This is a genomic window from Citrobacter sp. Cf125 (assembly GCF_030333935.1).
GTDB lineage: Bacteria > Pseudomonadota > Gammaproteobacteria > Enterobacterales > Enterobacteriaceae > Citrobacter > Citrobacter freundii.
In genome coordinates, this window is record NZ_JAOWEY010000015.1 from 39,638 (window position 1) to 52,279 (window position 12,642).

The window sequence follows — 12,642 nt, forward strand, 5'->3', positions numbered from 1 at the left end:
TGACGAGGGTGGTGAGCGTTTGCGCCGCTGCTATCGACGCCATGACGGATGCAACATCAGGCGATACGTCTTGTACCTCTATATTGAGACTCTGAAACAGAGACTGGATGCCATAAATCAACTGCGTGTGGATCGCGCGCTTGCTGCCATGGGACCTGCTTTCCAGCAGGTATACAGTCTGCTGCCGACATTATTGCACTACCACCATCCGCTGATGCCGGGTTACCTTGATGGTAACGTTCCCAAGGGCATATGCCTATACACGCCTGATGAAACCCAACGCCACTACCTGAACGAGCTGGAACTGTACCGCGGTATGTCGCCGCAGGACCCGCCGAAGGGCGAACTGCCGATCACCGGCGTTTACTCAATGGGCAGTACCTCTTCGGTAGGGCAAAGCTGTTCGTCTGACCTTGATATCTGGGTCTGCCATCAATCCTGGCTGGATAGCGAAGAGCGCCAACTGCTGCAGCGTAAATGTAGCCTGCTGGAAAGCTGGGCGGCCTCGTTGGGCGTGGAAGTCAGTTTCTTCCTGATTGACGAAAACCGTTTCCGTCACAATGAAAGCGGCAGTCTGGGTGGTGAAGACTGTGGTTCGACGCAGCATATCCTGTTGCTGGATGAATTCTATCGCACCGCTGTGCGCCTCGCGGGTAAACGTATTCTGTGGAATATGGTGCCGGGCGACGAAGAAGAGCACTACGACGATTACGTCATGACGCTCTACGCACAGGGGGTGTTAACGCCAAACGAATGGCTGGATCTCGGCGGACTCAGTTCGCTTTCCGCCGAAGAGTACTTTGGCGCCAGCCTCTGGCAGTTGTACAAGAGTATCGACTCCCCGTACAAAGCGGTGCTGAAAACGCTGTTGCTGGAAGCCTATTCCTGGGAATATCCCAACCCACGCCTGTTGGCGAAAGACATTAAACAGCGCTTGCATGACGGCGAGATCGTCTCTTTTGGTCTCGACCCTTACTGCATGATGCTGGAGCGCGTTACCGAGTACCTCACGGCGATCGAAGATCCGACGCGCCTGGATTTAGTACGTCGATGTTTCTACTTAAAAGTGTGCGAGAAACTGAGCCGTGAGCGCGCCTGCGTGGGCTGGCGTCGTGAAGTATTAAGTCAGTTAGTGAAAGAGTGGGGCTGGGATGACACCCGTCTGACCATGCTGGATAACCGCGCTAACTGGAAGATTGACCAGGTACGTGAAGCGCATAACGAACTGCTCGATGCGATGATGCAGAGCTATCGTAACCTGATCCGCTTTGCGCGGCGCAATAACCTCAGCGTCAGCGCCAGTCCGCAGGATATCGGCGTGCTGACCCGTAAGCTGTATGCTGCGTTTGAAGCGTTGCCGGGTAAGGTCACGCTGGTGAACCCGCAGATATCTCCGGATCTCTCGGAACCGAATCTGACCTTTATCCATGTACCGCCGGGTCGTGCCAACCGTTCGGGTTGGTATCTCTACAACCGCGCGCCTAACATGGACTCGATCATCAGCCATCAGCCGCTGGAATATAACCGCTATCTCAACAAGCTGGTGGCGTGGGCCTGGTTCAATGGCCTGCTGACTTCGCGTACGCATTTGTTTATTAAGGGCAACGGCATTGTTGATTTGCCGAAGCTGCAGGAAATGGTCGCCGACGTGTCGCACCACTTCCCACTGCGACTGCCTGCGCCAACGCCGAAAGCGCTCTATAGCCCATGCGAAATTCGCCATCTGGCGATTATCGTTAACCTCGAATATGACCCGACGGCAGCGTTTCGCAATCAGGTGGTGCATTTTGATTTCCGTAAGCTGGACGTCTTCAGTTTTGGTGAAGAGCAAAAATGCCTGGTGGGTAGCGTAGACCTGCTGTACCGCAACTCGTGGAATGAGGTGCGTACGCTGCACTTCAACGGCGAGCAGGCGATGATTGAAGCGTTAAAAACGATTCTGGGCAAAATGCACCAGGATGCCGCGCCGCCAGATAGCGTCGAGGTTTTCTGCTATAGCCAGCATCTGCGCGGTTTAATTCGCACCCGCGTTCAGCAACTGGTGTCTGAGTGCATCGAACTACGCCTCTCCAGCACCCGTCAGGAAACCGGACGTTTCAAAGCGCTGCGTGTTTCCGGCCAGACGTGGGGGCTGTTCTTCGAACGCCTGAACGTCTCGGTACAGAAGCTGGAAAATGCGATTGAATTCTATGGCGCGATTTCACATAACAAACTGCACGGGCTTTCCGTCCAGGTTGAGACCAACCATGTGAAACTCCCGTCGGTGGTGGACGGATTTGCCAGTGAAGGGATCATTCAGTTCTTTTTCGAAGAAACGGGTGATGAGCAGGGCTTTAATATCTACATTCTGGACGAAAGCAATCGGGCTGAGGTGTATCACCACTGCGAAGGTAGTAAAGAGGAACTGGTACGCGACGTCAGCCGTTTCTACTCATCGTCGCACGATCGTTTTACCTACGGCTCCAGCTTCATCAACTTTAACCTGCCGCAGTTCTATCAGATTGTGAAAACCGACGGGCGCGCGCAGGTGATTCCGTTCCGCACCCAGCCGATTAGCGCTGTTCCGCCCGTTAATCAGGACAACGACGCGCCGCAGTTGCAGCAGTATTTCTCTTAAGCATAGTGCCGGATGGCGGTGTAAACACCTTATCCGGCCTCCAAATGCGCGAGATACCCAGGCAGGATAAGCGAAGCGCATCCGGCAATCACACTTAGTGGAAGCTCACCTCTTCACCTGCCTGCTGCGTTGCCGCCTGTTCCAGCAGATCCCAGAACGTTTCGCCGCTTCGGTCGCAGATCCACTCGTCGCCTTTCAGGTCAAAATGGTAGCCGCCCTGTTTGGTCGCCAGCCATACCTGGTGCAGCGGCTCCTGACGGTTAATGATAATTTTGCTGCCGTTTTCGAAACTGATGGTCAGAACGCCGCCGTTGATCTCACAATCAATATCGCTGTCGCCATCCCAGTCATCCAGACGTTCTTCAATGGTCATCCACAGGGTGTCAGCAAGGCGATGAAATTCACTGTCGTTCATTTTCTTATCCTATTTTTCTTGATGCCCGCAGTATAACGTGGAATAAATCGCGATGCAGTTTTTAGCCAAACTCTTGCTTTTACGCCTTCTCCTGCGATGATAGAAAACAGAAAGCATGAACTTTACAGGCCATCAATAATGAAAAACGTGTTAAAGCCACTCGCTGTCATTTTTACTCTGTTCAGCCTGACGGGCTGTGGGCTAAAAGGCCCGCTCTATTTCCCACCAGCTGATAAAACCGCGCCGCCTCCGACCAAGAGCGTTCAGCCGCAATCGCAATCCACCACGCCTGAGAAAAACGATCGTGGGATTAGTGATGGGCCTTCTCAGGTGAATTACTAACGGCAGGAATAGATTTTACATTTCTGTACCCGCGTGAACGGAGTGAATGATGCAATTCTCTAAAATGCATGGCCTTGGCAACGATTTTATGGTCGTCGACGCGGTAACGCAGAATGTCTTTTTCTCACCAGAGCTGATCCGCCGCCTGGCCGACAGACATCTCGGCGTTGGATTTGATCAACTGCTGGTGGTTGAACCTCCGTATGATCCGGAGCTGGATTTCCACTACCGTATTTTTAATGCCGACGGCAGTGAAGTGTCACAGTGCGGCAATGGCGCCCGCTGTTTTGCCCGTTTTGTTCGCCTGAAAGGGCTGACCAATAAGCGCGATATTCGCGTCAGTACCGCGAATGGTCGTATGGTATTAACCGTAACCGACGACGAGCTGGTGCGGGTGAATATGGGCGAACCCAATTTTGAACCCTCGCAGGTTCCTTTTCGCGCTAATAAAGCAGAGAAGACCTATATTATGCGCGTGGCCGAACAGACAGTATTGTGCGGCGTGGTTTCAATGGGGAACCCGCACTGCGTGATTCAGGTTGATGACGTTGATACGGCCACGGTAGAAACACTGGGACCGGTTCTGGAAAGCCATGAACGCTTCCCTGAACGCGCCAACATCGGATTTATGCAGGTGGTAAAACGCGAGCATATCCGACTGCGCGTCTATGAGCGCGGCGCGGGTGAAACGCAGGCCTGCGGCAGCGGTGCATGCGCCGCCGTTGCAGTCGGTATCCAGCAGGGGCTGCTGGCAGAAGAAGTGAGGGTGGAATTACCGGGCGGTCGACTTGATATCGCCTGGAAAGGTCCGGGTCATCCGCTGTATATGACTGGCCCGGCGGCACATGTCTACGACGGATTTATTCACTTATGAAGCAACCAGGGGAAGAACTACAGGAAACGCTCATGGAGCTCGACGATCGGGCGGTCGTCGATTATCTGCAACGTAATCCTGAGTTTTTTATCCGTAATGCCCAGGCCGTTGAAGCGATGCGAGTTCCGCACCCAGTGCGGGGCACGGTCTCTTTAGTGGAATGGCATATGGCGCGGGCGCGTAATCATATTAACGTGCTGGAAGAGAACATGGCGCTGTTGATGGAACAGGCCAACGCCAATGAAAGCCTGTTCTATCGTCTGTTAAATCTGCAAGGACGTCTGGTGGCGGCCAGCAGTCTTGACGACATGCTGATGCGCTTGCATCGCTGGGCGCGTGAGTTAGGGCTGGCCGGAGCGACTGTTCGTCTGTTCCCGGATCGCTGGCGACTTGGCGCGCCATCAAAATTCACCCATCTGGCATTAAGCCGTCAGGCTTTTGAACCGTTGCGTATCCAGCGTTTGGGCCAGTCGCAGCACTATCTTGGGCCGCTCAATGGTCCTGAATTGCTGGTCATGATGCCGGAGGCGAAAGCCATAGGCTCAGTCGCGATGTCGATGCTCGGGCAGGATGGATCCCTTGGCGTGATGCTGTTTAGCAGTCGTGATGTTAATCATTACCAGCAGGGGCAAGGCACGCAATTGCTGCAGGAAATCTCGCTGATGTTGCCGGAGCTGCTGGAGCGCTGGATTGAACGCGTATGACCGATTCACCCCTTTCTCAGGATGTGGCGCGCTTTTTGCGCTATCTGGGCGTTGAGCGCCAGCTTAGCCCGATCACCTTGCTTAATTATCAGCGTCAGCTTGATGCCATCATTGCGTTAGCCGGAGTGACCGGTCTGCAAAGCTGGCAACAATGTGATGCCGCCATGGTGCGCAGTTTTGCTGTTCGCAGCCGTCGTAAAGGATTGGGGCCGGCGAGTCTGGCGCTGCGTCTCTCCGCGTTACGCAGTTTCTTCGACTGGCTGGTTAATCAGGGCGAACTGAAAGCCAATCCGGCAAAAAGCGTTTCCGCGCCGAAAGCACCGCGTCATCTGCCTAAAAATATCGATGTCGACGACGTTAATCGTCTGCTGGATATCGATCTCAACGACCCCCTTGCCGTGCGTGATAGAGCGATGCTGGAAGTGATGTACGGCGCGGGTCTGCGTTTATCTGAACTGGTTGGGCTGGATATTAAACATCTCGATCTCGACACCGGCGAAGTGTGGGTGATGGGTAAGGGCAGTAAAGAGCGTCGCCTGCCGATTGGCCGCAATGCGGTGGCGTGGATTGAGCACTGGCTGGATCTGCGCGGACTCTTTGGCTGCGATGACGATGCGCTATTTCTGTCCAAACTGGGCAAACGCATCTCGGCGCGTAACGTGCAGAAACGCTTTGCTGAATGGGGTATCAAGCAGGGGCTGAACAGCCACGTACATCCCCACAAATTACGCCACTCCTTTGCGACGCATATGCTGGAGTCGAGCGGCGATCTGCGCGGAGTGCAGGAGTTATTGGGTCATGCCAATCTCTCCACAACTCAAATCTATACCCATCTTGATTTTCAACACCTGGCTTCAGTGTACGATGCGGCGCATCCGCGCGCCAAACGGGGGAAATAATGCGTTTTTACCGGCCTTTGGGGCGCATTTCTGCGCTCACCTTTGACCTTGATGACACCCTTTACGATAACCGTCCCGTTATCACACGCACCGAGCAGGAAGCGCTCGCGTTTGTACAGAATTACCATCCGGCGTTGAATTCGCTGCAAAATAGCGACCTACAGCGCTTGCGTCAGGCCGTTCGTGACGCCGAGCCGGAAATCTATCACGATGTTACCCAATGGCGTCACCGGGCCGTAGAACGCGCTATGCTGGAGGCGGGTTTGTCAGCGGCAGAAGCCAGAATGGGGGCGAATGCGGCGATGATGAATTTTGCCAAATGGCGTAGCCGCATTGAAGTCCCACAGACGACGCATGACACGCTGAAAGCGCTGGCTCGCAAATGGCCGCTGGTGGCGATCACCAACGGTAACGCGCAGCCGGAACTGTTTGGCCTGGGTGATTACTTTGAGTTTGTGCTGCGCGCCGGTCCCGACGGACGATCAAAACCGTTCAGCGACATGTACACGCTGGCGGCGGAAAAACTGAAAATGCCTGTAGGTGAGATCCTGCATGTGGGTGATGACCTGACGACAGACGTCGCGGGCGCTATCCGTTGTGGTATGCAGGCCTGCTGGATCAAACCGGAAAATGCCGACCTGATGCACACCGCTGACAGCCGTTTGCTGCCGCATATCGAAATTTCACAGTTGGCATCTCTGACCTCGCTGATATAATCACCAACAACTCTGTATAAATTCCCAGGGGTCCGGCTGGGCCCTGTTGATTCCGGCGGTGCCAATGGACGTTTCTTACCTGCTCGATAGCCTCAATGACGAACAGCGCCAGGCTGTGGCCGCGCCACGCAGCAACATGTTGGTTCTGGCAGGCGCGGGGAGTGGTAAAACGCGCGTGCTGGTGCACCGTATCGCCTGGTTACTGACGGTAGAGAACAACTCGCCGTATTCGATTATGGCGGTAACCTTTACCAACAAAGCGGCAGCGGAAATGCGCCACCGTATTGGTCAGATCATGGGAACCAGCCAGGGCGGTATGTGGGTGGGGACGTTCCACGGTCTGGCGCACCGTCTGCTGCGCGCGCACCATATGGATGCCAACCTGCCGCAGGATTTCCAGATCCTCGACAGCGAAGACCAACTGCGTCTGCTCAAGCGCCTGATCAAGGCGATGAACCTGGATGAGAAGCAGTGGCCGCCGCGTCAGGCGATGTGGTTTATCAATAGTCAGAAAGACGAAGGGCTGCGCCCGCACCATCTGCAGAGCTATGGCAACCCGGTTGAGCAAACCTGGCAGAAAGTGTATCAGGCTTACCAGGAAGCGTGTGATCGCGCCGGGCTGGTGGATTTCGCCGAGCTGCTACTGCGCGCCCATGAACTGTGGCTCAACAAGCCGCATATCCTGCAGCACTATCGCGAACGCTTTACCAATATCCTGGTGGACGAATTTCAGGATACCAACAACATTCAATACGCCTGGGTCCGCCTCCTGGCGGGCGATACCGGTAAAGTGATGATCGTGGGTGATGACGACCAGTCGATCTACGGCTGGCGCGGGGCGCAGGTGGAAAACATCCAGCGCTTCCTCACCGATTTCCCGGGCGCAGAAACCATTCGTCTGGAGCAGAATTACCGCTCGACCAACAATATCCTCAGCGCAGCTAACGCCCTGATTGAGAACAACAACGGGCGTCTGGGTAAAAAGCTGTGGACCGACGGTGTCGACGGTGAACCGATCTCGCTTTACTGCGCGTTCAACGAACTTGATGAAGCGCGTTTTGTCGTTAACCGCATCAAGACCTGGCAGGACAACGGCGGCGCGCTTGAACAATGCGCTATTCTGTACCGCAGCAACGCCCAGTCGCGCGTACTGGAAGAGGCGTTGTTACAGGCCAGCATGCCGTATCGGATTTATGGCGGGATGCGCTTCTTCGAGCGCCAGGAAATCAAAGATGCGCTCTCTTACCTGCGCCTGATCGCTAATCGCAATGACGACGCCGCATTTGAGCGCGTGGTGAATACACCGACCCGCGGGATTGGCGATCGTACTTTAGATGTGGTGCGTCAGACCTCCCGTGACCGCCAGCTAACGTTGTGGCAGGCTTGTCGTGAGCTGTTGCAGGAAAAAGCCCTCGCGGGGCGCGCTGCCAGCGCCTTACAGCGTTTTATGGAGCTGATTGACGCACTGGCCCAGGAGACCGCCGATATGCCGCTGCACGTGCAAACTGACCGGGTGATTAAAGACTCCGGCCTGCGCATGATGTACGAGCAGGAAAAAGGCGAGAAGGGCCAGACGCGTATCGAAAACTTAGACGAACTGGTGACGGCAACGCGCCAGTTTAGCTACAACGAGGAAGATGAAGACTTAATGCCGTTGCAGGCGTTCCTGTCTCACGCCGCGCTGGAGGCGGGCGAAGGGCAGGCGGATACCTGGCAGGATGCGGTTCAGCTGATGACCCTGCACTCGGCGAAAGGTCTGGAGTTCCCGCAGGTGTTTATCGTCGGCATGGAAGAAGGCATGTTCCCCAGCCAGATGTCGCTGGACGAAGGCGGACGTCTCGAAGAGGAACGCCGCCTGGCCTACGTCGGCGTGACCCGCGCGATGCAAAAGCTGACGCTGACCTACGCCGAAACGCGTCGTCTGTACGGCAAAGAGGTTTACCATCGCCCGTCGCGCTTTATTGGTGAACTACCGGAAGCGTGTGTTGAAGAGGTACGTCTGCGCGCCACGGTCAGCCGTCCGGTGAGCCATCAGCGGATGGGCACGCCAATGGCGGAAAACGATACCGGCTACAAACTTGGGCAGCGCGTACGCCATGCCAAGTTTGGCGAGGGCACCATTGTCAATCTGGAAGGCAGCGGCGAGCACAGTCGTTTGCAGGTTGCGTTCCAGGGGCAGGGGATCAAATGGCTGGTGGCGGCCTATGCCCGACTGGAAACGGTATAACTTTCAGAAAAATATCATTATTTTGTAACGATCTGCTAGCCTTACTGATGAGCAGGTAATTTATCCAGGCTAGCGTTTCGTTGCGTGTTGACGTCAAAATTTTGCTGGCGTAACATGCGCGCACGATTACGCTAAGAGGACATTCGCCTTGGACACACCCAGTAGATACTGGCTCATTATCCTGTCATCCAGGATCAACTCCTAAGGCTATCCCTTTTTGCTGATAGCCTTCGCGGTTGTCAGCGACCTTCTGTTTTTCCCGTCGCGCTGAGTCAGGCTGTTTAATGGTCTGAAACCCAATTTGTTTCTGTGTGCCCTCCGAACTGTCCGATAATTTTTTGCATTGGGAGTCCCGGTCATGCTGAGCGCATTTCAACTGGAAAACAATCGTTTAACTCGCCTTGAGGCAGACGAGATCGAGCACCTGGCCAGTTCGGTTTGGGTCGATTTAGTCGAGCCGGATGACGAAGAACGAAACCGTGTGCAAAAGGACTTGGGCCAGAATCTGGCTACGCGCCCTGAACTGGAAGACATCGAAGCATCCGCGCGTTTTTTTGAAGACGAAGACGGTCTGCACATTCACTCCTTCTTCTTTTATGAAGATGCCGACGATCACGCGGGTAACTCAACCGTCGCATTTACTATTCGCGAAGGCCGTCTGTTTACCCTGCGTGAGCGCGAATTGCCGGCCTTTCGCCTGTACCGCATGCGTGCGCGCAACCAGGCTATGGTGGATGGCAATGCCTACGAGCTGTTGCTCGACCTGTTCGAAACCAAAATTGAACAGCTGGCGGATGAGATCGAAAACATCTACAGCGACCTGGAAAAACTCAGCCGTGTGATCATGGAAGGGCGTCAGGGCGATGAATATGACGAAGCGCTGTCGACGCTGGCGGAACTGGAAGATATCGGCTGGAAGGTACGCTTGTGTCTGATGGATACCCAACGCGCACTGAACTTCCTGGTGCGTAAAGCGCGGTTGCCGGGCAGTCAGCTGGAGCAGGCGCGTGAGATCCTGCGCGATATCGAATCTCTGCTGCCGCACAATGAATCGCTGTTCCAGAAGGTTAACTTCCTGATGCAGGCGGCGATGGGTTTTATCAACATCGAGCAGAACCGCATCATCAAGATCTTCTCGGTGGTTTCTGTGGTGTTCCTGCCGCCGACGCTGGTGGCGTCCAGCTATGGGATGAACTTTGAGTTCATGCCGGAACTGCACTGGAGCTTTGGTTATCCTGGGGCGATTGTCTTTATGATGCTCGCCGGTCTGGCGCCGTATCTGTACTTTAAGCGCAAGAACTGGCTGTAATGGCGGTGACTTATCCGGCCTACGGTGATGTGCTTTTGTAGGCCGGATAAGCGAAGCGCCATCCGGCAATCCCCTAGCTCCGACGAACCCGTCGTTGCGTATAAATCGCATCCATCACGAAAATCGCCAGCGCGACCCAGATAAACGCGAAAGTGACCATCTTGTCCGCACCCGGTACTTCACCGTAGAACGTTACCGCCAGCAGGAACATCAGCGTAGGGCCAATGTACTGGAAAAAACCCAGCGTCGACAGACGCAGGCGGGTTGCCGCGCCGGTAAAGCACAGCAGCGGAATGGTGGTCACGACACCCGCAGCAATCAGCAGCAGATTGAGCGACATCGGGTTTTGCCCCATATGGCTGGTTGGGCTGTCGGCAATGCCAAACAGATAGATGGCTGCAACGGGTAAAAGCCACAGGGTTTCGATCAGCATGCCGGTTTGTGCTTCGACCGCAATCTTCTTGCGCACCAGGCCATAGAACGCAAAGCTGAACGCCAGTCCCAGCGCGATGATTGGCAGCGATCCGAAGGTCCACAGCTGTACCAGCACGCCGCATGCGGCTAACAGTACCGCCAGCCACTGCATGCGACGAAAGCGTTCGCCGAGGAAAAGCATTCCCAGCACAATATTCACCAGCGGGTTAATAAAATAGCCGAGGCTGGCTTCCAGCATATGGTGATTATTGACCGCCCAAATGAACAGCAGCCAGTTTCCGCCGATGAGCACCGCCGAGAGCGCCAGCAGGAAGATCTTCTTTGGCGTTTGGAGCAGCGTTTTGACACCCGACCATTGGCGGCTGATGCTCATCAGCACCACCATGAAGAAAAATGACCAGATGACACGGTGCGTCAGGATCTCATCCGCCGGGACATAGTAAATCAGCTTGAAGTAGGCAGGTGCGATACCCCAAATAAAATAAGCAGCAAGAGCGAGTAACACGCCCTGCCGCGTTTGTTTAGCATCCATCGGGAAAACTCATTGCAGAAATGTAACAGCAGTTTACCTTTTTTTGCCTGCTTACCCCACCATATAAGTGGCGGTTGCGCTGGCAATATAAAGCTGTTCTTCGTTATGCAGTTCCACGCGTGCCACGGCGACTTTATTACCCGCCCGCAGCAGGCTGCTGGTGGCGGTAAAGCGATTCCCTCTCCCTGGGCGCAGGTAATCAACGCGCAAATCGATGGTTCCCATGCGTGACATCCGCTGACGCAGTTCGTCCTCACTGATCGTCTCATGGCGGGTTAGCGTACTGCCAACGCACACCAGTCCGGCGGCGACGTCCAGCGCCGAGGCGATCACGCCGCCATGCAAAATGCTTTGCGCCCAGTTGCCGACCATCATCGGTTGATTATTAAAGGCTAATTGAGCAAATTCTTTCTCATAGCGTTCAAGCTCAAGTCCCAGCGCCCGGTTAAACGGCATATGATAGACAAACATTTCACCCACTAACTTCAGCGCTTCCTCAGCAGTAAGTACGGCAGACATATGATCCCTACATCTTAATGGTTAATGAGATGTTGATATTATGCTTATTATTTGTTGTTTTCTACTTTAGGACGGGATAACTAACGAGGAACTCGCTAAGTATGTAGAATACTTGCCAGATAATTATACAATTCATCAATATTTTGGTTCAGGAGAACAGTACCGATGCGGGCGATTTTGGGATGGTTACTACCAGCAGTCATGCTGCCGTTGACCGCGTATGCGCAGGAAGCGACAGTGAAAGAGATTCATGATGCACCGGCGGTTCGTGGCAGTATTATCGCCAACATGCTGCAGGAACATGACAACCCTTTCACGCTTTATCCTTATGACACTAACTATCTTATCTACACCAATACCAGCGACATGAACAAAGAGGCGATCAGCAGCTATAGCTGGTCCGAAAATGCGCGCAAAGATGAGGTTAAGTTTCAGCTAAGCCTGGCGTTTCCGCTGTGGCGCGGGATATTAGGCCCAAATTCGGTACTCGGCGGCTCCTATACCCAGAAATCCTGGTGGCAGCTTTCTAACAGTGAAGAGTCTTCACCGTTTCGCGAAACCAACTACGAACCGCAATTGTTTCTCGGTTTCGCCACCGACTACCGCTTTGCCGGTTGGACGCTTCGTGATGTCGAAATGGGTTATAACCATGATTCCAACGGCCGCTCCGATCCCACTTCACGTAGCTGGAACCGTCTTTATACTCGCCTGATGGCTGAAAACGGTAACTGGCTGGTGGAAGTTAAGCCGTGGTACGTCATCGGCAGCACTGATGATAACCCGGATATCACAAAATATATGGGCTACTATCAGCTCAAACTGGGTTATCACCTCGGTGACGCCGTCTTAAGTGCGAAAGGTCAGTACAACTGGAATACCGGTTACGGCGGCGCTGAGTTGGGTGTCAGTTACCCCATTACGAAGCATGTGCGTCTTTACACCCAGGTTTACAGCGGTTACGGCGAATCGCTGATTGACTATAACTTCAATCAGACCCGTGTTGGTGTGGGCGTGATGCTCAACGATATCTTCTGATAAGTATTGAGAGTATTT

Annotated in this window: 13 protein-coding genes; 10 read left to right on the plus strand and 3 right to left on the minus strand. The window is 54.3% G+C overall.

Annotation, left to right across the window (positions count from 1 at the left end; genetic code table 11):
- Window positions 1–70: 70 nt before the first annotated feature.
- The gene (gene cyaA / locus OGV89_RS00955) at window positions 71–2,617 is read left to right on the plus strand and encodes a class I adenylate cyclase (protein ID WP_003017946.1); all 2,547 of its coding nucleotides are present in this window, start codon (window positions 71–73) and stop codon (window positions 2,615–2,617) included.
- Window positions 2,618–2,711: 94 nt separating this feature from the next.
- Here cyaA and cyaY read toward each other — a convergent pair whose 3' ends face one another.
- Complete coding sequence (gene cyaY, locus OGV89_RS00960) at window positions 2,712–3,032, minus strand: iron donor protein CyaY (RefSeq protein WP_003017943.1); 321 nt, start codon at window positions 3,030–3,032, stop codon at window positions 2,712–2,714.
- A 138-nt stretch (window positions 3,033–3,170) separates the two neighbouring features.
- Here cyaY and lptM point away from each other — a divergent pair, with 138 nt between their 5' ends.
- The 8 genes from lptM (at window position 3,171) to corA (ending at window position 10,103) form a co-directional block, all read left to right on the plus strand.
- Window positions 3,171–3,374 (plus strand): LPS translocon maturation chaperone LptM, encoded by a 204-nt coding sequence (gene lptM / locus OGV89_RS00965; RefSeq protein WP_003017937.1) that lies wholly within the window; start codon window positions 3,171–3,173, stop codon window positions 3,372–3,374.
- Window positions 3,375–3,423: 49 nt separating this feature from the next.
- On the plus strand, window positions 3,424–4,248 hold the full coding sequence (gene dapF / locus OGV89_RS00970) for a diaminopimelate epimerase (RefSeq protein ID WP_003841207.1): 825 nt from the start codon (window positions 3,424–3,426) through the stop codon (window positions 4,246–4,248).
- Window positions 4,245–4,952 carry a DUF484 domain-containing protein gene (locus tag OGV89_RS00975; protein WP_048234251.1) on the plus strand — a complete coding sequence of 236 codons (708 nt, stop codon included), beginning with the start codon at window positions 4,245–4,247 and terminating at the stop codon, window positions 4,950–4,952. Before dapF ends, OGV89_RS00975 begins: the two co-directional genes overlap by 4 nt.
- Window positions 4,949–5,851 (plus strand): tyrosine recombinase XerC, encoded by a 903-nt coding sequence (gene xerC, locus OGV89_RS00980; protein ID WP_286558016.1) that lies wholly within the window; start codon window positions 4,949–4,951, stop codon window positions 5,849–5,851. The genes OGV89_RS00975 and xerC overlap by 4 nt, the downstream gene beginning before the upstream one ends.
- Window positions 5,851–6,567 (plus strand): 5-amino-6-(5-phospho-D-ribitylamino)uracil phosphatase YigB, encoded by a 717-nt coding sequence (gene yigB, locus OGV89_RS00985; RefSeq protein WP_003017925.1) that lies wholly within the window; start codon window positions 5,851–5,853, stop codon window positions 6,565–6,567. The genes xerC and yigB overlap by 1 nt, the downstream gene beginning before the upstream one ends.
- A 64-nt stretch (window positions 6,568–6,631) precedes the next feature.
- The gene (gene uvrD / locus OGV89_RS00990) at window positions 6,632–8,794 is read left to right on the plus strand and encodes a DNA helicase II (RefSeq protein WP_286558018.1); all 2,163 of its coding nucleotides are present in this window, start codon (window positions 6,632–6,634) and stop codon (window positions 8,792–8,794) included.
- A gap of 148 nt (window positions 8,795–8,942) precedes the next feature.
- A complete protein-coding gene (gene ysgD, locus OGV89_RS00995; protein ID WP_212723238.1) occupies window positions 8,943–8,999 on the plus strand; it encodes a YsgD/CorL family protein in 57 nt (18 codons plus the stop codon).
- Between the two features lie 153 nt (window positions 9,000–9,152).
- A complete protein-coding gene (gene corA, locus OGV89_RS01000) occupies window positions 9,153–10,103 on the plus strand; it encodes a magnesium/cobalt transporter CorA (protein WP_003017920.1) in 951 nt (316 codons plus the stop codon).
- A 73-nt stretch (window positions 10,104–10,176) separates the two neighbouring features.
- Here corA and rarD read toward each other — a convergent pair whose 3' ends face one another.
- Together rarD and yigI are read right to left on the minus strand one after the other, a co-directional pair.
- Window positions 10,177–11,070, minus strand: coding sequence for an EamA family transporter RarD (gene rarD, locus OGV89_RS01005; protein WP_003841213.1), 894 nt, complete (start codon window positions 11,068–11,070; stop codon window positions 10,177–10,179).
- 51 nt (window positions 11,071–11,121) lie between these two features.
- Window positions 11,122–11,589, minus strand: coding sequence for an acyl-CoA thioesterase YigI (yigI, locus tag OGV89_RS01010; RefSeq protein ID WP_003017917.1), 468 nt, complete (start codon window positions 11,587–11,589; stop codon window positions 11,122–11,124).
- A 165-nt stretch (window positions 11,590–11,754) separates the two neighbouring features.
- Here yigI and pldA point away from each other — a divergent pair, with 165 nt between their 5' ends.
- On the plus strand, window positions 11,755–12,624 hold the full coding sequence (gene pldA, locus OGV89_RS01015; RefSeq protein ID WP_003017916.1) for a phospholipase A: 870 nt from the start codon (window positions 11,755–11,757) through the stop codon (window positions 12,622–12,624).
- Window positions 12,625–12,642 lie beyond the last annotated feature (18 nt).